Raw genomic sequence first — 20,491 nt, forward strand, 5'->3', positions numbered from 1 at the left:
GGGTGTCGACGGTGCTCGTACGGGGTCATCGGCGCCCGAACGTCTCGCTGAAGCAGGTCAGCGCGCGCTCCCGGCGGCCGGGGTGGGCGCGGGTCTCGGCGGGGTGGCCCAGGGGCATGAGCAGGGCGATGTGCAGGTCATCGCGGCCGCCGACGCCGATGGCCCTCTTCACCGCGTCCTCGTCCCAGCCGTTCATCGGGCTGGTGGCGAGCCCGGCGGCCTCGGCGGCGATCATCAGGAAGGAAGCGGCGATCATCGCGTCCTTGACGGCGTACTCGCGGGCCAGGCCCCGGGCCCGCAGGTCCTCGTTGAAGAGCCGGGCGTGTTCGGGCGAGGCGGCGGCGAAGGCCTCGGACCACGCCCCGCCGGCCTGGGCCGTCTCCCAGATGTCGCCGCGGTCCTCCTGATGGGCGGCGGACTCCGCGACGAACACGAGCATCACCGGGGCCTCCTGGGGGTGCGGCTGGCCCCCGGTCGCCTCGGTGAGGGCCCGGAGCCCGGCCGGTGAGGTGACGGTGACGAGGGAGCGCGCCTGGAGGTTGAAGCTGGAGGGCGCCTGGAGGGCGAGCCCGGTGAGTTCGTCGAGAACAGCCACGGGTATCGGGTCGGGCCGGTAGTGACGGATGCTGCGGCGGGCGCGGATGACGCGGGCGACGGTGGTGAGGTCGTCGTCGGTGGTGAGGTCGTCGGTAGTGAGACCGTCGGTGGTGAGGTCGTCGGCTGCGGAGCCCGCCCGGCAATCTTTCGACGTCGAACTATCTCTCATGGAATGGAAAGTAGGGCACGAGGTAGGCTGGCGTCAAACAGTTCGACGTGGAAGTATCCGGTCCGGATGAGGCCGGCGATGGACAAGGTGGGGCGCAGATGCGCGACTCGGTCGACGACTTCCTGGACCAGTGGGCCGCCCTGCGGTCCGATCTGGATCTGGAGGCCATGGGTGCGGTGGGCAGGCTCCTGCGGCTGACCCGGCTCGTGGACAAGGAGGTCAGCCGCTACCTGGCCGAACACGGCATGGAGCGCTGGGAGTTCGACGTACTCGCCACACTCCGCCGCAGCGACCGCCCGCTCACCCCCAAGGAGCTGGCCGCGAGCGTCATGGTCAGCTCCGCCGCCCTGACCAACCGGATCGACCGGCTGGCCGCCCGCGGCCTGGTGGCCCGGGAAGCCGTGCCCGGCGACCGGCGCAGCCTGCACGTCACGCTCACCGGCGCCGGACGGGTGCTCGTCGACAGCACGGTGGAGGGCCATGTCCGCAACGAGCGCAGGATGCTCGCCGATCTGGACGCGGAGGACTGCGACGAGCTGAACCGGCTGCTGCGGACGCTGGTGGTCACGCTGGAGGGCGGCCGCTGACGGCTGGGCCGGGTGCGCGGGGAGCGGGCGTGCCGGGGAGCGGGTGTGACGGTGGGCGGGCGTACCGGGGGAGCAGGTGCGCCGGTGGCGTGTCCGGGAGTGCGTGCTTGCCTGGAGTGGACTCGAAGGAGTTGGCTGGGGGGTCATGAAGTACACACAGCTCGGACGCACCGGACTCAAGGTCAGCCGACTCGTGCTCGGGACGATGAACTTCGGCCCGCAGACCAACGAGTCGGACAGCCACGCGATCATGGACGCCGCGCTCGGCGCGGGCCTGAACTTCTTCGACACCGCCAACGTCTACGGCTGGGGTGAGAACAAGGGGCGCACCGAGGAGATCCTCGGCACCTGGTTCGCCCAGGGCGGCGGCCGGCGCGACAAGGTGGTCCTGGCCACCAAGGCGTACGGGAACATGGCCGCCGACGGCGACGCCTGGCCCAACCACGACAAGCTCTCGGCCGTGAACATCCGGCGGGCGGTCGACGCCTCGCTCAAGCGGCTCCAGACGGACCACATCGACGTCTACCAGTTCCACCACGTCGACCGGAACACCCCGTTCGAGGAGATCTGGCAGGCGATCGACGTCCTGGTCCAGCAGGGCAAGATCCTGTACGCGGGTTCCTCGAACTTCCCCGGCTACAAGATCGCCCAGGCCAACGAGCAGGCGGCCCGGCGCGGTTCGCTCGGCCTGGTCAGCGAGCAGTGCCTCTACAACCTCGCCGAGCGCCGCGCCGAGATGGAGGTCATCCCGGCCGCGCAGGAGTACGGCCTCGGGGTCATCCCCTGGTCGCCACTGCACGGCGGCCTGCTGGGCGGCGTCATCAAGAAGGAGGCCAAGGAGGGCCGCCGCGCCTCGGGCCGCTCGGCCGACGCCCTGGCCAACAGCACGGTCCGGTCCCAGGTCCAGGCGTACGAGGACCTGCTGGAGAAGCACGGCCTGGAGCCCGGCGAAGCGGCCCTGGCCTGGCTGCTGACCCGCCCCGGCGTCACGGGCCCGATCGTCGGCCCGCGCACCACCGAACAGCTGGAAGGCGCCCTGCGCGCGCTGGAGTTGGAACTCCCGGAGGCGGTACTGACCGGCCTGGACGAGATCTTCCCGGGTCCGGGCCCTTCACCGGAGGCTTTCGCCTGGTGAGGTGAGCCCTGAGCCTTCGAGGTCCTGCCGGCCGCCGTCCCCACCGGGGCGGCGGCCGGTCGTGGTGTCCGGTCGTGGTGCCCGGCACGGCGAGGTCCGCTACCCCGCGAACCCGTCCAGCGCCGCCAGTACCGCTCGCCGGGTCGCGGGCCCGCCCAGGTGCCCGGCGTCGTCGATGACCGTCAACTCCGCCTCGGGCCAGGCCCGGCCGAGCTCCCAGGCCGTGATCAGGGGGCTGGCGAGGTCGAAGCGGCCGTGGATGAGGGCGGCGGGAATGCCGATCAACCGGTGGGCTCCGTCAATGAGTTGGTTCTCGCTGAGCCAGGCGTCGTGGGAGAAGTAGTGGGCGCAGATGCGGACGAGGGCCTGCTGTGCGCGGTCCGGGCGACTGCTGTACGGGGGCGGGCCCGGGTTGGTCTCCTGGGAGAGGACCGCGTCCTCCCAGGCGCACCAGGCGGCGGTGGCGCGTTTCCGTACGGCGGGGTCCGGGCTCTCCAGGAGACGGGCGTAGGCCCTGACCAGGTCGGTGGGGTCCGTGGCCTCGGGGACTCCCTGGCGGAAGGTGTGCCAGGCCTCGGGGAAGATCTGGCCGACGCCACGGTAGAGCCAGTCGATCTCGCTGCGGCGGGTCGTGGTGACCGAGGGAATGACGGCCTCCGTGACCCGTTCCGGGTGCGCCTGCGCGTACGCCAGGATGAGGGTGGAGCCCCAGGAGCCGCCGTAAAGCAGCCAGTTGGTGATGCCGAGGTGTTCCCGGAGGCGTTCCATGTCGGCGATCAGGTGGGGGGTGGTGTTGTGCCGCATGTCGGTCGCCGGGTCGCTCGCGTGCGGGGTCGACCGGCCGCAGCCGCGCTGGTCGAAGAGGATCACGCGGTAGCGGTCCGGATCGAAGTACCGGCGGGCGCGCGGCGTGCACCCCGACCCGGGACCGCCGTGGACCACGAGGGCGGGCTTCCCGACCGGGTTGCCGCAGGCCTCCCAGTACACGTGGTTGCCGTCGCCGACGTCCAGCATCCCGCTCTCGTACGGCTCGACCGGCGGGTACAGGTCGTCGGGCTGTATCCGGTCCACCTCAGCGCCTCCCCATCGGAACCCCGTGAACCGGACACCCTACGGGAGCCCCCGCACCCCGCGACGAGGCCGAGGAGCCCCCCCCGCACCCTCTCGGCCTCGACCGCCTCCACCGCATACGCCCGGATGGCTCGGCGGCACCGCGTAGAACAGCCGCCGGTGAACGCTGGTCGACGCCGGAAGGTAACTCCCCTTCGACCGAGTGAGGTTCGGGCATCCCTCGGCCTTCGGCCCTCGCGGTTTCGTCGGCGGGCCAACGAACCTGACGGGCCTAACCCATGTGGGCGCACACGAGTACGATCCCGTCCTGGCCCGTTCCGCCTCCGCCGACCCGGTCATCGACTTCGTCGATCCGACGCAGACGCCGGCATGCATGCGGGGGCCGTCCACGGCTCGCCCGACGCCACGATCTGCTCAAGGTGCCGCTGGCGTACCCGGCCATCACTGTGCCGGGAGTACAGGCAGTGCAAAATCACCTGCTGGTTCCGGCCAGGGGCGGCCGTACCGAATCAGGGCTCGGCTCCTCGTTGTAGATGCGCGACGGAATGGCGACGGTCTCGCCCTGCACCTCGACCTCGAAGGGCATCGCCGGCGCGCGAGCCTGGTCTCCGGCATGACCGCCAGGACGCTCCTCACGTCACCGGCAAAACGGGTCGGAATCGCTGCCACCAGGGCGTAGGCGACGTTCGACGGATCCCGAGGCAGCTGCACAACAGGAGGATAAGCCGCGGACCTCTCGGTCTCTCAACTGCCCACCTCAACGCTGCGGGACAGCCCTCAGGGTACTGGCGGGAGGCTGGAAGGGTTCAACAATGAAATACGCACGAGGCGCAACGTATGTGAAGATAAGTCTCAATGCTGGCCTCTCGGCAGCATTTTGTGGTGTAAGGCAGGCGAGTCCATGGGATATTGCAGCTGTCTGCTGGCGAGGGCATATCGGTAGCCGGGTGACTATAGCCCATGGAAGGGAATATGGTGGGCGGATCAGATGAGTTCTGTTGTGCTGCGAAGGGCGTCATGGGTCGCCATATCCTGGGTTGTTGTCGCAGGCCTGGGCATCGCTATGGTCGCGACTGTGTTAACGTCACGGCCGTGAGCGGGTTCCGTGCTGGATGGCAGGGGATTCCCGTGTTCCTGGCGCTCGCAGGTGTTATCGGCAGGGTCGCAAACTGTAAAGTTATCCTGCGAGGGGGCGAACTCGTGGTGGTGAACCCGCTACGGACGCATGTCCTTCCTGCGGCAGCAGTTCGCAAGGTGTCAGTCAGCGATGACGGAACCCTTGAAGTGGCCCTCGAGGGAGAGCGGATCATCTCGGTTTTCGCTTTCGGGGGGTCGATTTTCGACCACTTCAGAGGGTCGAGTCGAGAGGCTGAGAGGAAAGCCTCCGCATGGCTTCGGTCTGCTGAGGTAGGAGGCGAATTGGCCGTCGCCAATCCGCAGCGCCGCTGGACGCGCTGTCTTCACGCTGACGCTTCCCTGGTCCTGTGTTTTGCGATGTCGGTCGTAGGTGGCATTTGGATGGCTTTCCACTAATTGATGCGTGGAGCCCGGGAGGAATCCTCGGGCTTCGGCTGTCTCCTTCTGCCTCGGCTTCTGCCTTGGGGGAAGTGGTGTGAGATAGGTGGTCGATGAATTTCTGAAAACTTCTAGAGTTGCCTCTGGTTGCTGGTATGCTCCAACTTCTCCATTTCGCTGGCCTTGCCTCTCCGGGCCATAAAACTGGTCCGAGGGGCTGGTGATAGCGCTGGTTTGTTACCGTTCTCCCAGCAATTCCCTTGGCGTCGAGCCTTCGTGGCGGCTATCGGGTTCTTGGGCGAGTCGTCTCGGGCCTTCGGCCGGGCGTAACCTGGGCGCCGTGAACGTGACTCCCCGGGTGCTTGCCGTCCTGAACGAGATCCTTGCCTCCGCCCTCCCCGAAAGGCGTGGGGCGTTGTGGCATCTGGCTGAGGCGGGGCGGGAGTTGGACGCCAATCTCGTGCGGCTGCCGGCCGGGGCCGAGGTCGGGGAGCATCAGGAGGACGTGCTCGATGTGTTCCTGGTCGTGCTGGAGGGTGGGGGACGTGTGCGTACGAGGGACGGGGGAGAGGGCCTGGAGGTGGGGGCCTCCAGTGTCGTCTGGTTGCCCCGGACCTCCCGGCGGGCCCTCGTCGCGGGGCCGGACGGGCTGACGTATCTCACCGTTCATCGGCGTCGGCCCGGGATGGCCATCAAAGCGCCGACGGGTGAGGCGTACGAAGGGGGTGAAGGGCCCTGCATGCTGGATCGGGTCTGCCCGGAGTGCGGGCGGTTGTCCGAGGATTCCGCGCCCGTTTTTTGCAGCCGGTGCGGGGAGCGGTTTCCGGAGCGGTGAGGCCGGAGCGGTGAGGCCAGGGCCGTGACCCCTGCCTCGGTGCCCCTCGTGCTTCGTGCGGTGAGGCCGGGCCCGCGACCCTGCCTCGGTGTCTCTCGTGCTTCGTGCGGTGGGTGAGGTCGGGTCCGTAAGCCTGCCTCAGTGTCCGTCGCACTGCGTCAGGTCAGGCCGTCCCGGCGGGGTCTTCTTCTCCAGCAGGGCTGACAGGTTCTTCGTGTACATGTCCTCCCACACCTGCCCGCCCAGGATCTTCCGTAGCGCCGAGCACACCTCACCCTTCAGGAGTGGCGTCTCGGGGCGCATCGCCACGCCGTACCCCTCCACGCCCTGGATGTTCTCTAGCCGCCGCACCTTGCCCGGGTTGGCCTTCTCATAGCCCGCGAGGATGATGTCGTCCGAGGCCACCGCGTAGACGTCCGACTTCACGTCCAGCAGCTTGTCCAGGCAGTCCTGGTACGTGTTGGGCTGGGACTCCGTCATCGTGAAGCCCCGCTTGGGCAGCTCCGTCTCGTACGTCGACTCCCGTGCCGTACACACCTCGACGCGCAGGCGGAGCAGGTCGCTGGAGTCGTTGATCGTGTACTTGCTCGACTTCTCGCGGACCAGGAAGCTCCGGCTCGCCTCGTAGTACGGGCCCGCGAAGTCGACGCTGTATCCGCCGGGCGTCGCGGTCTTCCGTTCGGGCGTGATGCTGTACGAGGCGATGACGAGGTCCACCCGCTTCGCTTTGAGAGCGGTGCTCCGGTAGTCGGTCGGGACCGTGGTGAAGTCGACCTCGTCCCGGGTGTACCCCATGTGGTCGGCGATGGCGTAGGCCAGGTCGATGTCGTAACCGGAGTACGTGTCCGTCTTCTCGTCGTACATGCTCAGGCCCGGCTGGTCGTCCTTGATGCCGATCTTCAGGGTGTGGTTCGTGTCCTTCCACTTCTCCGGCACGGTGTCGCCGGCTGAACCGGCCGAGCCGGCCGTGGTGCTGTCGCCCTCGGCCTTGTCGCCGCCGATCCCGTTCGCCACCAGCCAGCCCGCCGTGCCCAGCAGCGCCACGCACAGCGTCGCCGTCGCCGCCTTCAGCCATGGTCGCTTCCGGTGGCCGCGCGGCGCCCGCTGACCGTCCGGCGCTCCCGGACCTCCCGGTGCCCCCGGACCTCCCGGTGCCTGCGGTCCGTCCGGAGCCCCCCGACCGCCCGGCGCCCTGGGCGCAGCGGGGACGGGAGGGCCGAGCGGTTCGGGAAGAGGAGTGACGGGAACGGGGGCGGGGGTGCGTACGGGGCCGGGTGCCGGTTCGGACACGGCCGTCGGCGGGTGTGTCGCCCCGCCGGCCGCCGCCGCGTTCGGGGCGAGCGGGTCGCCCAGCACCTCCCGCAGCATCGCCTCCGCCGTGGCCGCGTCCAGGCGCTCGTTCGGGTCCGGGAAGAGGAGGCCCTGGATCACCGGGCCGAGGGGGCCGGCGTACCGGAGGACCGGGTCGGGGGACTGCCGGATGTTCTCCTGGACCTCCCACACCTCCCCGCCGTCGAAGGGGACCCGGCCCTCGACCATCTCGTACAGCGTGATCCCCAGCGCCCACAGGTCGGAGGCGGGGGTGGGGCCGGGGGAGCCGGGCGCGAAGAGTTCGGGTGCCAGGTACCGGGGCGTGCCGATGACGCTGCCGGACCGGGTCACCTGGGCGGCGCCCTCGAACGTCGCGATCCCGAAGTCCACCAGGATCGCCAACCCGTCGTCCCGGACCAGCACATTGCCCGGCTTCACATCGCGGTGGACGACCGCCGCCGCGTGCACCGCCCGCAGCCCCTGGAGGATCTGGAGGCCGATGTCCGCCGCCCTCGGCACCGCGAGCACCTTCTCGGCGCGCAGCAGACCCGCGAGGGACCTGGCTTCGAGCAGCTTCATCACGATCCAGACCTGGTTGTCGGTCTCGACCTGGTCGTGGACCGTCACCACGTTCGGGTGCTCGATCTTGGCGATCGCCTCCGCCTCGCGGCGGGCCCGCTGCATCGCCGAGGCCTGGGTGCCGGCGGTCATCGAGTTCCGGTCGAGCAGGCCCTTCACGGCGACGAAGCGGCGCAGCCGCCGGTCGTGGGCCTTCCAGACCTCGCCCATGCCGCCGCTGCCGATCGGTTCCAGCAGCTCGTAGCGGCCCTCGATCACCACCTGGGGGCGGCCGGGGGAGGCCTCGCGCCGCGGAGTGCGCGGCCATTCCCGCGATACCCCGGAGTCCGCCGGTGCCTCGGAGTCCGCGCGCGGGAGGTGGTCGCCCACCCGGCGGTCCTCAGGGCCGCCATGACCACCGGCGGACCAGCCGTTCGCTCCGCCGGACCCGGTCCTGTCTCTGCCTTGCATGCGACCCCCTGTGCACTACATGGACCAGGCCACAGTAGACGTTCCGTCAGAGCTCCACAGGGTTGCGCCGGATGGTGTTACCGGGCGGGCTCAGGAAGCCGCGCCGCCGTTGCTCTTCAGCAACTGCCCGTTGACCCACTGACCTTGCGGCGAGCACAGGAAATCCACCAGGTGCGCGGTGTCCCGGGGCGTGCCGAGGCGGCCCAGCGGGGTGCCCCGGGTCAGGGCGTCGCGCAGCTCGTCGTTCATCCAACCGGTGTCCACCGGGCCGGGGTTGACGACGTTGGCCGTCACTCCGAGGTGGGCCAGCTCGTGGGCGGCGGCCAGGGTGATGCGGTCCAGGGCGCCCTTGCTCGCGCCGTAGGGCAGGTTGCCCACGGTGTGGTCGCTGGTGAGCGCGACGATGCGGCCCGTGGCGGTGTTCGGCCCGCTGGTCGGAGCGGCCCCTCGCACGTCGCCGGAAGCGCCGTCGGAAGCGCTGTCGCGCGCGCTGCGGAAGCGCAGCCCGTACTCGCGGATCAGCAGCCAACTGGCCCGCGTGTTCACGGCGAAGTGCCGGTCGAACGCCTCCACGGTGGTGTCCAGGAGCCCCGAGTCCACCGACTCCGCGTGCGAGAGGATGAGCGCCGTGACCGGGCCGAGGCGCTGCTCCGCCGCGTCGAAGATGCGGGCGGGGGCGTCGGGGGCGGTCAGGTCCGCCTCGATGGCCGCCGTACGGGCTCCGGCGCCCTCCAGCTCCTCCGCGATGGCGGTCGCGGCCCCGTCCTCGGCGCCCCACTCCATGCGCCGGTCGTAGGGCGTCCAGTAGGTGAAGGCGATGTCCCAGCCGGAGGCCGCGAGCTGCCAGGCGATGCCCGCGCCGATGCCGATGCTGCGTCCGACGCCGGTGATCAGGGCGACGGGGCGGGCCGACTCCGACTTTGATTCCGACTCCGGTCCCGGTCCCGGCCCCGACTCCGGCCGCGACTCCGAGGCACCTTCCGGGGTCACCTCCGAGGCCGGTGCCTGGGCGGGCGAAGGCTGTTCGTTGATCGTCACGGGCCGATCCTTCGTGATCCGTACGCGTACGTCAACGACTTTCCCGTCCATGGCCCCGGCACCTTCGTGCCCCCGCTGATCTGCGCTGATCCATCCTCCTGGTGGGCCGACAGGATCTTTGTGTTTCCCCGGAGCTGATGGACACGCCGTTCTTCCACCCGCAGGAGACGCCGGAGCGGGTGGAGTTCCACACGTCGCGGGCGGTGGGCGGTGGGCGGTCGGCTGACGGAGATCGAGGGCATCGTGCCGCTGGTGAGGTTCCTGGTCACCGAGGGCGGCTGGACCACCCGGCCAGACGATCTTCGCCAATGGTGGCTGCACGGTCCGCTGATCCCCTTTCGGACGTAGACGTACGGGAGGACCGCGTGACCCTGGACCTGCACAGGCTGCAACACCTCGTGGCCGCGGCGGAGGAGGGCGGGTTCCACCCGCGCGGCCGAGCGCTCCTGGTCCGGGCCCACCCGTACGTCGCCCCCACCTCCGCCGCCCCGGGCCCGGCGGGGGTTCGGCCTGCCTCTCTGATCAGGCGGCGCGTCCGTACGCCGGGGGCTCGCAGCCCGTATCGCATGCGCCGTAGCCGCCGTAGCCGCAGTCCGCGCCGTTGGCGCAGGTCTCATCGCCCTCGGCCTGCGCCGCGTTCCGGAGCAGGTGCCGCTGCCGGGCCCGCAGGGCGGCCCAGGAGAGCAGGAGGGCACCCGTCAGCAACCAGGCCCCGGGCCACACGAGGGGCCACCAGTCGGCGGTCGGGTGGAAGAAGGCTTCGGCGGCGGTGCCGAGCATGGCGGCTCCGTGGCTCCAGCACAGCAGCACCCCGGACCAGCGCGTAGCGCGGTCGATGCTGCGGAATTCGGGTCTGGCCTGCGGCCCGTACCCCTTCATCTTCTCCCCGTTCGTCGTGATCGTCTCTGCCCGATATTGACCGCTCATCAGTTCGAGTGCGAGGTTCCCCTGCCTGTAGGGGTGGTTTTCAGCCCCATTTAGTTGAGGGTCAAACAGTTGCCACCAGGGAAGTTAAGGGAAACACAGGGCTTTCCTGGACATAAGGGTCGGCAAGGTCGGCTTGTTCTGGCACGTTTGGGGGTTTCTGGTAGAGGACGTGTTCGTGTTACGTGAAGAACCCGTGACAGCGTTCGACCTCCAGTGACCGGTGGGGTTGCTGTGACGCATGTTCTTTCTAGGGGTTTGCATGGTTCCGCGTGCTTCCGGTATGCCGTTTCGGCGTGCCCGTACATCCGGCAGACACGCTCTGACCGCCGCCTTGGTGGTGGTATCGCTCGGCGCTTCGGCGCTGCCCGCTTTCGCCACCCCGGCGAACACCCCGGCGAACACCCCGGCGCCGGCCTCGGTGTGGGGACCGGGCGGACCGAAGGCGGAGATGCCGCCGGTGAGGGTCGGCTCCAACAAGCCGGTGCCCACGCAGGCGCAGGCGCCCGCCCCGCAGGAGGTGGCCGACTGGCGTGCGGCGGAAAAGAAGCGTGCCCGAACCCCCGCTCCGGGCAAGGCGGCCACGGTGGCGTCGCGCTCCTCGTCGGCCGCGACTGCGGCCTATGTGCCGGAGGGGCAGGGGTCGGTGCCGTGGCACGAGATCTCCGACTTCCGGATCACCGATTCGCTGGTGGCCCGGGTGAACCACTCCAACGGCAACCTGATGCTGGCGGGGACGGACTTCGAGGTCGCGGGGGTAGGGCAGAAGCTGCGGCTGGCCCGTACGTACAACTCGCTGGACGCCCCGTGGGGCAAGGTGTCGCAGCGGTGGTGGCAGGAGTACGAGCGCTACCTGAACCTGTCGGCGGCGGACGAGGTGGTCCTGTACAAGGCCACGGGCGGGGCCCTGCGCTTCGCCAAGGAGTCCAACGGGACGCTCACCACCCCGAAGGGCTACTCCAAGGACCTCGAGAAGAACGCGGACGGCACGTACACGCTGACCGACCGCAAGTCCGGCTCGAAGGACACCTACAACGTCAACGGCACGCTGACGAAGGTGACGGACAAGAACAACGGCACGATCACCGTCACCCAGCACGACGAGGGTTCCGAGCACAAGGGCTTCAAGCTCACCGAGACCCGCTCCGGGCGGTGGGTGGACCTGGTCAAGACGTATCCGAACCAGTGGCAGGCCAAGGACCACACCGGCCGTACCGCCGTCCTCGACCTCAACCCGGCGGGTGACCTGGCGAAGACGACGGACACCGAGGGCAAGGCCACGCTCTTCGGCTACGACTCCTCGCGCCGCCTGACGAAGATCACCACCCCCAACGGCCGGGTGACGGTCTTCACCTACGACAACCAGAACCGGGTCACCTCGATGCTCCGGGCCACGGAGCTGAACGGTTCCGGCCACACCGGCCCGACCTGGAGCTACGCCTACTCCGCCGCCACCCCCTCGGCGGCCGGCACGACCACGGTCACCGATCCGGAGCAGCAGGCGACGAAGTACGAGCACGACGCGGACGGCCAGGTGCAGAAGGTCACCGATGCGCTCGACCGCCCCCGCTCCAGGAAGTACGACGCGAACCGCAACGTGGAGGAGGCCGCCGACGCCATGGGTGTCGGCGGCGTGGGCGGGAACGTCACCACGTATGGCTGGGACGCCCGCAACAACCCCACCGGCTCCACTCTCCCCACCGGGGCGACGGCGAGCGTGACGGGCTATCAGACCATCGCGGGAGCCGACCTGCCCGGGACGCTGACGACGGCGGACGACGAGAAGACGAACTACACCTACGACACGGCGGGCAACACCAAGTCCGTCGCGGTCGAGGGCACCGGCGGCGGCAACCAGTCCTTCGACTACAACCCCGCCACCCCCACCTGTGGCGGCTTCCAGGGCCAGGCCTGCAAGGTCACCACGAAGATGACGGCGGCCAAGTCGGCGTCCACCACCTTCACCTACGACGCCAAGGGCAACCTCTCCAAGGTCACCCCGCCCTCCCCGCTGGGCACCAGCGCCTACACCTACGACTCGCTGGGCCGCCCGGAGACGGTCATCGACGGGCGGGGCATCAAGACCGTCTACGTCTACGACAACCGTGACCGCGTCACGATGGTCTCCTCCACGAACGCGACCGTCCGGTACACGTACGAGAGCGACGGCAACCTCATCCAGCGCTCCGACAGCACGGGTGTGATCACGTACGCGTTCGACCCGCTCTCCCGCGAGACGGTCCGCACGCTCCAGAACGGGTCGCAGACGGTCCTGGCCTACACCCCGGCGGGCAACGTCGACACGTACAAGGACCCGGCGGGCCTGACCGACTACACCTGGAACAAGGTCAACAAGCTCAAGGAGTTCAAGGACCCCCAGGGCAAGGTCACGACGTACGAGTACAACGCCAACGACGTCCGCACCACGACCACGTACCCCGGCAGCACGGTGCACACGGTCACCCCGGACAAGTCCGGCCGCCCGGAGAAGATCAAGGCCACCAGCCCGAAGGGCACCCTGGTCGACCTCACGTACACCTACGGCTACGGCACCGGCGGCGCGACCGACGGCAGCAAGACCCGCACCTCGACGGACGCGGTCGCCGGCACGAAGACGAGCTACGAGTACGACAGCGCCGGCCGCTTCTCGTACGCGGCGGAGAACAAGGGCGCCACCCTCAACTCCTCCTGGCAGTACTGCTACGACCTCGCCGGCAACCTCACCTCGCAGGGCGTCGACAAGGGCTGCCCGCGCGGCACCACCTACACCGTCAACGACGCGCAGCAGATCACCGCGAAGGACGGCTCCACGGCGAACTGGTCCTACGACCGGATCGGCAACGAGACGGCCGGTGCACCGACTCCTGAGGGCACCCGCACCGGGGCGAAGTGGTCGGACTACTCGCAGATGACGTCGGTCACCACCGGCGGCAAGACGTACGCGGGCCAGTACGGCTCCACCGACCAGTCCGAGCGCATCAGGCTCGGCGACACCTTCTTCCACAACGGACCGCTCGGCCTCTCCGCCACCAGCACCGCCGGAGTGGACACCGGATTCAACCGCGAACCCGGGGGCACGCTGAACTCCATGACCCGCGGGGGCAAGAACCACTACTACCTGACCGACGCGCTCGGATCCGTGGTCGCCCTGGCCGACGAGACCGGCACCAAGGTCAACACGTACGCCTACAGCCCCCGTGGCGTGCAACGCGCCACCACGAGTGAGCAGGTGCCGCAGCCGTACCGCTTCGCCGGCGGCTACCAGGACGCGACCGGCCTGTACCACTTCGCGGCCCGCTACTACGACCCCAACATCGGCCGCTTCACCACCCCCGACCCCTCCGGCCAGGAGAAGAACCCCTACCTCTACGCCGCAGGCGACCCCGTCAACCAGATCGACCCCACCGGACTCTGGTCGGTCATGGACACCATCAGCACCACGATCGCTGTCGTCGGGCTGGCTGCCGCTATCCCGACCGGCGGAGCGTCACTGACGGTCCTCACTGCCATCGGGCTTGTCGGGGCTCAGACCGGGCTGGCCGTGACAGTCGGCTGCGGCCTCTCAGGGAACTGCTCATGAAGAGGCGGAGAAACACATGGCAGAGCGAGGCACCCCACCACTTTATGTTCCCGTGGCCGTGCTACTCCTGGTCGCGTCGGTGATTGTCAGCGCTTTCACCGGCGACGCGCATCCTGGAATCCGCACCACAGCAATGGTCGTCGGCGGAATAATCGCCGTCGGTCTGGTGCTCCACAAAGCTCGGTCGATGCGGAAACACTGAAGTAATCGCTGAGGCTGAATATCTCACCGGTGAGGGGCCCGTCCGGCGGACGGGCCCCTCACCGCGACCGGGACCCTGCTTGCCGGAGGCGGAAGCGCTGCCTGGGGAATGGAGACCTGCGCATGAAATTCGCACAGCTCGTCGCCGTGCTGGGAACGCTCCTGATGCTGATCGGAGCAGTCACGGCGGTGATCGCCGGACCCGTATGGCTCGCAGTTGTCCTTTCCTCGGGCGCGCTCTGTGGCCTCGCCGGCGTCATGGCGACGCACGTCAGGTCGTGAGCGGTTGCCCGGATTCTTCGGCCGGAAAGGCAGGGGCGGTGGAGCCATTCCGTACCTATGACTCCACCGCCCTACTGCTCCACCGCCCTATTGCCGAAGAAGGGGAAAGGCATCGGTGAGGATCCCTCTCACCCGGCCGGCCGAAACTCCGACATGCGGCGGCGAGCCCATCGGCGGAGACTCGGCTCGGGAAGCGTCTCCGGGGCCCCGCTCCCGGGCATACCCGTACCGAGGAGGAACACCATGACCACATCGATCAGCGACCCGGTGGTGGAGAAGTTCGTCGCCGCCGTCAACGCGGGTGATGAGTCCGCCTTCACCGCCGTTCTCACCGAGGACGCCACGATGTCCGACGACGGCAGCGAACGGGATCTGGCGGCCTGGACGGAGAAGGAGATCTTCTCCCCGAAGGCGAACGGCAGGATGAAGGTCGTGGACGCCTCGGACGACGGCCGCGCGCTCGTCGTCGACTACACCAACGACATGTGGGGCACGATGCGGACGCGCTGGGTCTTCACGGTCACCGGCGACCGCATCAGCCGCTTCGAGACGGGCCAGGCACCGGCCTGAGCGCGGAGACCTCTTCTTGCCTGACCCGCCTGACCCGCCTGCCCGCAAGCCCTTACGCCCCGCGTTACCCGTCCCGCAGCCACGGCCGCAGCTTCTCCGGATTGCGGACCACCCAGATCCGGGTGACACGGCCGTCGGCAACATCGAACGAGGCCACGGTCATGACGGTGCCGGCGCGTCGGGCCACCAGCCCCGGCACACCGTTGACCGACCGCTCCAGGAGCTCAAGGCCAGGCGCCTTGTCGGCGATGGCGACCATGTACTGGGCGATGCGCGCATCGCCCTCGATCGGACGCAGGACCGTACCGACCAGGCCGCCGCCGTCGGCGGTCAGCACGGCGGCGGGGTCGAGCAGGTCGACGAGGGCCGGGATGTCTCTGGCCTCCCACGCCTCTTTGACCCGCCGCACCGCGTCGGCCCGCCCGGCCGCCGACACCGGAGCCTGGCTGCCGCGCACCCGCCGCCGGGCGGAGGCCGCGAGCTGCTTGCAGGCCGCGGGGGTCCGGCCGAGGACGTCGGCGATCTCGGCGAAGGGGTAGCGGAAGACGTCATGCAGGACGAACGCCACCCGCTCGGCGGGCGTCATCGACTCCAGTACGACGAGGAAGGCCATGGTCACCGATTCGTCCAGGACCACCTGGTCGGCGGGGTCGGTGGGCGTCGCGGGGTCGGTGGGCGTCGCGGGGTCGGTGGGGCCCTCGCCCCGGCCACGGCTCCACTCGGCACGGTCGGGCAGCGGATCGGGCAGCCACGCGCCGACATAGCGCTCCCGCCGGGCCCGCGCCGAGCCGAGCACGTCCAGACAGATACGGCCGGTCACCGTCGTCAGCCAGGCACCGGGGGAGAGGATCTCGTCCCGTCGGTCGGGCGGCTGCGCGTACCAGCGCGCGTAGGCCTCCTGCACGGCGTCCTCGGCCTCGGTCAGGGAGCCGAGCAACCGGTAGGCGACGTTGACGAGTTGACGTCGCTCAGCGGCTACGGGATCGGTGCTCGCCCCTGCTGCCCCGGCTGCCTCCGCTGCCCCCACGCCCCAGACCGCCCCTTCGCCCCGGACCGCCCCCACGCCCCGGACCGCCCCTACGCCTTACCTATCGCAGGCCCGCGTCGTCGGACTGGTGAGACCTTACCGATCCACTGCCCCGGGGAGGGGCGGAAAAGGGGACCGTGGCATGGCCACCCAGGCGACGACGGCACAGCAGCACCGCTTCTCGTTTCTGCGGATCACGATCGCGCTCCAGACCCTGACCATCTTCGTCCAGGCGATCTCCGCCGGACTGCTGTTCACCACGGAGTACGGGGAGGTGCTGCACAGCGTCGGCGCGCGCGTGATGTACGGGGCGTCGATGCTGTACGTGCTCGCGGCGGTGCTGGCCTGGAGGCCGGGCGGCGGTTCGCCCCGGCAGATCTGGTACGCGACCGGCTTCCTGGCCCTCGCCTCGGCTCAGGTCGCGGTCGGCATCGCCCACCTACCGTCGGTCCATCTGCCGCTGGGAGTCCTGATGTTCGGGCTGAGCGTGCTGGCGCTGGCCAGGCGCCGTTGACGTCGCTCAGGGCCGATCGACCCGGTAGAGGTAGTGGGCCCGGTCGTCGACGGGGTTGTCCGGCTCCAGGTCGCCTTCGGCGACCCGCCGCAGCCCGGCCTTCTCCAGCGCCCGCCAGGACGCCCGGTTGGCCGCCGACACGGCCACCAGAACACAGGGGGCATCGGGATGCTCGTCCCAGATCGCCTGGACGGCCGACCGGATCATCTGCGGCCCGACCCCGCGGCCGACGAGCGTCGGCTCCCCGATCAGGTAGTCGATGGTCATGGCCCCGGCAGGCACCTCGATCAACGTGCCGATCTCTGCCAGATACTCGGGGTAGTCGGCCAGGCGGCACCGCTGCACCAGTCCGACCGGGCTGCCGTCCAGGCAGGCGAGCAGGTCCTCCGAGGGCTCCTCACCCCTGGCGGCGGCCCCGAAGTCCCGTCGTACGGCCTCGATCGAGGTCTCGTGGTTCCACCACCGGGCCACGTGCGGCTGCTCCAGCCAGGAGATCAGCAGGGGGAAGCCGTCCTCGGTCAGCCTGCGCCAGCTGATCATCGGGGGGCCTCCGGCGGGCTGGTGGCGGCAGGGCCCCCGGGCCACGCCGTCACCAGCCCACCCGGCCGGTCAGCAGAGCGCGCGTCTCGCCGCTGACGGCCGGCAGGTCGCCCCGATCGGCCCAGGTGAAGTCGTCGTGCTCGGAGAGGGTGACCGCCCCGGCCGCCCTCGTCGGTGATCAACGCGCCGACGACATACTTCTCGATGCCGTTCCGCCGGGCCTCGGTCAGGAGATCCTCGGCGAGGGAGTCGGGAAAGAGGGAGGTCACGTCAGCAGCTCCATTCCGGCAGCGGTTCCGGCTGTACGAGTGGCCGTAGCGGGACGGGGCCGCCCCCTCTCCCGGCTACGGAGCGACCGCGCGGACCAGGAGCGTACCGATATGCGGACCAGGAGCGTACCGATATGCCGGGGACGCAGCGAGTGGTTCGCCACGGCCGGTGCTGAGGAATCAGGCGTGCCCGGCCTCCGGGCCGGGGGCGGTCATGACCCAGGTGGCGCGCAAGAAACGTGGTGCAAGGATGGCCCCATGGAGTTGACCCGCAGCGGCAGCGGCAGCGGCAGCGAAGCCGTCCACTACGTACGGTTTCAGTCGCCGCACCGGAACAGGAGAGGGCACTTCACCGGCGTCTTCGGACTCATCAACATGCTCGCCCGGGAGGGCAGGCTGACGGAGGAGCAGGAACTCTTCCGCCGTAAACACAACAGTTGGTACAACGCCGCGTACACGGACCCCTCGACCGTCGACCCTGCCGTGTACGACCACGAGATCAACCCCGGCGCGGCAGCATGGTTCAAACCGTCGGCCAGGCATCTTCTCGCGAGGGTCCCCGGCTATCTCGAAATTCTCGCGGCCCACGGCGTCGATTGCCGGCTCCTGCGTTCCGCGGATCCGGGGCGCGTCATCTATGAGGACGACGTGCAGGTCGTGGTGGTGCCGTACGCGTAGGCTCCGCGGCTCTCGCGTCGCGCGCCTCGAACGGACGGACCCGCATCTGCAACTTCCCGCTCCCTGCTCCGGACGCACCTGACCGGCGCGCGGCCTGCGCGATCCCGTGGAGCACGATCGCAAGGCGTAGGGATCGGTGCAGAGATTTTCCGACCGACACGTGCCTGCCGGCGGCGAAGGCCGGACGAGCCCGGCATCGGAGACGCCGCAGCGCAGCGCAGTACGGTCGTGAGCTGATCGGCCTGTACAACGTCCTGGAGAGCTGCGACAGGCTCAGTCGAGCCAGCTGGACCCGGAGGTCTCGTGAAGAACGCGCGGTTGTGGAAGTCCTTCGTCCCGGTGGTCGTGAACCTGCTGTTCGGGATTCCGGCCATGGTGCCGATCTTCCTGACCTGGTACTTCCTGTCCAACGGGCCGCTGGCGGAGCTGGGATGGACACGGCGGGACCCCAACGAGGACGACGGGATGCTGTTGTGGCTGGTCATCGTCGTCCCGGTGGTCGCCTGCTTCGGAGGCGTCTGGGCCCTGATCAATTTGTGGATGCGGGGCAGGCTGTTCACCGAAGCGCCGCCGTACCCGTACTGGCCCCTGTCGGTGACGCTGACCCTCGCCCCGTTCTTCCTGGCCATCGGACTCGCCTGAGCGAACGTAGCCGGACGAATCCTCCGGCTGCGAAACGGCGATGCCCGTCCCTGGAACCCGCCGGGGAAGCGGGTTGCCCTCGCACCTGTGCGGAGGGAACTTCAGGAGGCGGCGAAGTCCACGAACGACGCCCAGGAGGCAGGGGAGACGGCGAGCGCGGGGACGGTGACGTCCTTGGAGTCGCGGACGTGGACGGTGTGGGGGCAGGTGGCGACCTCGATGCAGTCGCCGCCTTGGCTGCCGCTGTAGGTGGACTTGGACCAGGTGAGCGCCACCTCTACGCAGTTGCCGCCCTCGCTGCCGCTGTAGCTGGACTTGAACCAGTGGAGGCCAGTGCTCATAGTTCCTCTGCCATCTTTTCGATCGTTTCCAGGGTCCTCTCCGGAGTGTAAGCCTGGGCCCGTGTGACGCCATACTTGCCGAACAGGTTCCCCAGTTGCGGATGTTCGGTGACGAAGAAGCTGCCGCCCTGCCCCTCGATATAGGCGAGCTGCTGGCGCTTGTCGGTCTCCAGCAGGACGAAGGGCCCGTCCAGCGCCGCGTGGTCCTCGCGGTAGGGGTCCATCAGCTGGATGCGTACGTGCCGGAGCCGCGCCACATCGGCGAGATGGTGGAGCTGGGCCTTCATCACCCGACGGCCGCCGATCGGCCGGGTCAGCACGATCATCTCCAGGACGAAGCTGATGTCGGGCAGCGGCCTGCGGGACAGCAACTTCTGTCGTTCGAGTCGTGCAGCGACCTTCGCCTCGATCTCCTCGTCGTCGTAGTTCGGGTAGCGGCTCATGAAGACCGCCCGCGCGTACGCCTCCGTCTGGAGAAGGCCGGGAATGACCTGGTTCTCGTACGTGTGCAGGGCCCACGCCTTCTCTTCCTCGTCCGCGAACGGCGTGAACCAGTCCGGCAGCGGACTGCGCTGCCTCGACTGCTTCGGCGGCTTCGGCGCGGCGACGATCAGTGCACCTTGTGCACCCAGCACCTCATCCGCCCGCTGCACGAAGACGCCCTTCGGCGGTCGTGCGCCCCGTTCCACCATGGCTACTTGGGACTTGGAGTAGCCGATCCGCTTGCCCAACTGCTCCTGCGACAGGCCGGCCCGCTCGCGGAAGTGCCTGAGCAGCAGTCCGAACATCTCGGCGGCGCTTTCGGGCTGATCACTGGAGTGCACGGGCTCACCTCGTATGTACACCACTGTCCACAACTTGCTTGTGACTCTGGTCACGGTACGTGTCCGCCGCAACGCTTAGCGCATGGAACTCCGAAATTCACTGGATCCGGTGCCGTCCTGGATCCCCGCCTCCGGCCACGCCCTCCGTCACGTGGGCATCCACTTCGACGCCGTCCGGGCCATCGGCATGCTGGGCGAGGAAATTGCCTACGAGATCATGCAGTTCACCGACTTCCATGCCGGGCCGATCGTCCGCTCGGGAATCGGGGAGCGCAGCATGTACTTCCTGCTCGCGCCCGGTACGGCTGCCGGGCACCGGTGGCCGCCCGGGGTGGAGGCGATGAACCGCAATGCTCGGGGTGCGGCGTTCGTGGGGGTGCCCGCGTTGGACGGGATGACCTGGCCGCTGGACTGGCGGTCGCGGCCCACGGCACAGGACCCGTTCGTGGATGCGGAGCTGCTGCACGAGATGGCCTGGCTGCGGGCGCGGGAGGGGCACGCGGTGAAGGAGTGATCGGCGCGTGTCGGCGCGTTCAGTGGCCGCGGTAGATCTCGCGCCGATGGCCGACCGCCAGCACCCAGACGATGAGCTGACCGTCCTCGACGGTGTAGACGGCCCGGTAGTTCCCCACTCGGAGACGCCAGCGGGCGTGGTGGCCCTGGAGCGGTTTGACGTCGAACCCGGAGAGGTCGCCGGTGTCCAAGGCCTTTTGGAGATCCGCCAAGCGGCCGAGGATGCGTCGGGCGTCCGGCAGGGGGACCTTGAGAAGGCTGCGCTGTGCGTGGACCGTGAAACGGGTGACGTGGCCCAT

Annotated in this window: 20 protein-coding genes and 1 pseudogene; 11 read left to right on the top strand and 10 right to left on the bottom strand. The window is 69.2% G+C overall.

All coding sequences use genetic code 11. From position 1 onward, the window contains the following. Positions 1–25: 25 nt before the first annotated feature. Entirely contained in the window at positions 26–766 is a 741-nt protein-coding gene (locus AB0917_RS04570) for a nitroreductase family protein (RefSeq protein ID WP_366817974.1), read from the bottom strand. Positions 767–864: 98 nt separating this feature from the next. Here AB0917_RS04570 and AB0917_RS04575 point away from each other — a divergent pair, with 98 nt between their 5' ends. Together AB0917_RS04575 and AB0917_RS04580 are read left to right on the top strand one after the other, a co-directional pair. After that, positions 865–1,353, top strand: coding sequence for a MarR family transcriptional regulator (locus AB0917_RS04575; protein WP_366817975.1), 489 nt, complete (start codon positions 865–867; stop codon positions 1,351–1,353). 145 nt (positions 1,354–1,498) lie between these two features. Beyond that, a complete protein-coding gene (locus AB0917_RS04580; RefSeq protein WP_366817976.1) occupies positions 1,499–2,488 on the top strand; it encodes an aldo/keto reductase in 990 nt (329 codons plus the stop codon). 99 nt (positions 2,489–2,587) lie between these two features. Here AB0917_RS04580 and pip read toward each other — a convergent pair whose 3' ends face one another. After that, complete coding sequence (gene pip, locus AB0917_RS04585) at positions 2,588–3,559, bottom strand: prolyl aminopeptidase (RefSeq protein ID WP_366817977.1); 972 nt, start codon at positions 3,557–3,559, stop codon at positions 2,588–2,590. A 1,855-nt stretch (positions 3,560–5,414) separates the two neighbouring features. Here pip and AB0917_RS04590 point away from each other — a divergent pair. Next, the gene (locus AB0917_RS04590) at positions 5,415–5,909 is read left to right on the top strand and encodes a cupin domain-containing protein (RefSeq protein WP_366817978.1); all 495 of its coding nucleotides are present in this window, start codon (positions 5,415–5,417) and stop codon (positions 5,907–5,909) included. Between the two features lie 138 nt (positions 5,910–6,047). Here the strand turns inward: AB0917_RS04590 and AB0917_RS04595 are convergent, their stop codons facing one another. Further along, a complete protein-coding gene (locus tag AB0917_RS04595) occupies positions 6,048–8,249 on the bottom strand; it encodes a serine/threonine-protein kinase (protein WP_366817979.1) in 2,202 nt (733 codons plus the stop codon). Positions 8,250–8,339: 90 nt separating this feature from the next. Further along, positions 8,340–9,143 carry an SDR family oxidoreductase gene (locus AB0917_RS04600; protein WP_366818025.1) on the bottom strand — a complete coding sequence of 268 codons (804 nt, stop codon included), beginning with the start codon at positions 9,141–9,143 and terminating at the stop codon, positions 8,340–8,342. A gap of 266 nt (positions 9,144–9,409) precedes the next feature. Here AB0917_RS04600 and AB0917_RS04605 point away from each other — a divergent pair. Continuing rightward, positions 9,410–9,618: pseudogene (locus AB0917_RS04605) on the top strand (short-chain dehydrogenase); the annotation flags it as partial. Between the two features lie 191 nt (positions 9,619–9,809). On the opposite strand, the gene AB0917_RS04610 reads toward AB0917_RS04605, so the two are convergent. After that, a complete protein-coding gene (locus AB0917_RS04610; RefSeq protein ID WP_366817980.1) occupies positions 9,810–10,214 on the bottom strand; it encodes a hypothetical protein in 405 nt (134 codons plus the stop codon). Positions 10,215–10,548: 334 nt separating this feature from the next. On the opposite strand from AB0917_RS04610, the gene AB0917_RS04615 reads away from it, so the two are divergent. The 3 genes from AB0917_RS04615 to AB0917_RS04625 all read left to right on the top strand — a co-directional run bounded on the left by AB0917_RS04615 (position 10,549) and on the right by AB0917_RS04625 (position 14,844). After that, positions 10,549–13,791, top strand: a complete 3,243-nt coding sequence (locus AB0917_RS04615) for an RHS repeat-associated core domain-containing protein (RefSeq protein WP_366817981.1) — start codon at positions 10,549–10,551, stop codon at positions 13,789–13,791. A gap of 324 nt (positions 13,792–14,115) precedes the next feature. Then, positions 14,116–14,274, top strand: coding sequence for a hypothetical protein (locus tag AB0917_RS04620; RefSeq protein ID WP_366817982.1), 159 nt, complete (start codon positions 14,116–14,118; stop codon positions 14,272–14,274). Between the two features lie 243 nt (positions 14,275–14,517). Continuing rightward, positions 14,518–14,844 carry a nuclear transport factor 2 family protein gene (locus AB0917_RS04625; protein ID WP_366817983.1) on the top strand — a complete coding sequence of 109 codons (327 nt, stop codon included), beginning with the start codon at positions 14,518–14,520 and terminating at the stop codon, positions 14,842–14,844. A gap of 64 nt (positions 14,845–14,908) precedes the next feature. Here the strand turns inward: AB0917_RS04625 and sigJ are convergent, their stop codons facing one another. After that, complete coding sequence (gene sigJ / locus AB0917_RS04630) at positions 14,909–15,871, bottom strand: RNA polymerase sigma factor SigJ (protein ID WP_366817984.1); 963 nt, start codon at positions 15,869–15,871, stop codon at positions 14,909–14,911. A 142-nt stretch (positions 15,872–16,013) separates the two neighbouring features. Here sigJ and AB0917_RS04635 point away from each other — a divergent pair, with 142 nt between their 5' ends. Further along, positions 16,014–16,385 carry a hypothetical protein gene (locus tag AB0917_RS04635; RefSeq protein WP_366817985.1) on the top strand — a complete coding sequence of 124 codons (372 nt, stop codon included), beginning with the start codon at positions 16,014–16,016 and terminating at the stop codon, positions 16,383–16,385. A gap of 6 nt (positions 16,386–16,391) precedes the next feature. On the opposite strand, the gene AB0917_RS04640 is transcribed toward AB0917_RS04635, so the two are convergent. Further along, on the bottom strand, positions 16,392–16,925 hold the full coding sequence (locus AB0917_RS04640) for a GNAT family N-acetyltransferase (RefSeq protein WP_366817986.1): 534 nt from the start codon (positions 16,923–16,925) through the stop codon (positions 16,392–16,394). Positions 16,926–17,452: 527 nt separating this feature from the next. Here AB0917_RS04640 and AB0917_RS04645 point away from each other — a divergent pair. After that, a complete protein-coding gene (locus AB0917_RS04645) occupies positions 17,453–17,872 on the top strand; it encodes a hypothetical protein (RefSeq protein WP_366817987.1) in 420 nt (139 codons plus the stop codon). 303 nt (positions 17,873–18,175) lie between these two features. Beyond that, positions 18,176–18,514 (top strand): hypothetical protein, encoded by a 339-nt coding sequence (locus AB0917_RS04650; RefSeq protein WP_366817988.1) that lies wholly within the window; start codon positions 18,176–18,178, stop codon positions 18,512–18,514. A gap of 101 nt (positions 18,515–18,615) precedes the next feature. Here the strand turns inward: AB0917_RS04650 and AB0917_RS04655 are convergent, their stop codons facing one another. Together AB0917_RS04655 and AB0917_RS04660 are read right to left on the bottom strand one after the other, a co-directional pair. Beyond that, a complete protein-coding gene (locus tag AB0917_RS04655) occupies positions 18,616–18,855 on the bottom strand; it encodes a DUF397 domain-containing protein (RefSeq protein WP_366817989.1) in 240 nt (79 codons plus the stop codon). Further along, positions 18,852–19,679, bottom strand: coding sequence for a helix-turn-helix transcriptional regulator (locus AB0917_RS04660; RefSeq protein WP_366817990.1), 828 nt, complete (start codon positions 19,677–19,679; stop codon positions 18,852–18,854). The genes AB0917_RS04655 and AB0917_RS04660 overlap by 4 nt, the downstream gene beginning before the upstream one ends. 82 nt (positions 19,680–19,761) lie before the next feature. Here AB0917_RS04660 and AB0917_RS04665 point away from each other — a divergent pair, with 82 nt between their 5' ends. Then, the gene (locus AB0917_RS04665; RefSeq protein ID WP_366817991.1) at positions 19,762–20,193 is read left to right on the top strand and encodes a hypothetical protein; all 432 of its coding nucleotides are present in this window, start codon (positions 19,762–19,764) and stop codon (positions 20,191–20,193) included. Positions 20,194–20,212: 19 nt separating this feature from the next. On the opposite strand, the gene AB0917_RS04670 is transcribed toward AB0917_RS04665, so the two are convergent. Then, positions 20,213–20,491: a type II toxin-antitoxin system RelE/ParE family toxin gene (locus AB0917_RS04670; protein WP_366817992.1), complete on the bottom strand. Its 279-nt coding sequence runs from the start codon at positions 20,489–20,491 to the stop codon at positions 20,213–20,215.

Source organism: Streptomyces sp. NPDC007346, assembly GCF_040703535.1.
GTDB lineage: Bacteria > Actinomycetota > Actinomycetes > Streptomycetales > Streptomycetaceae > Streptomyces.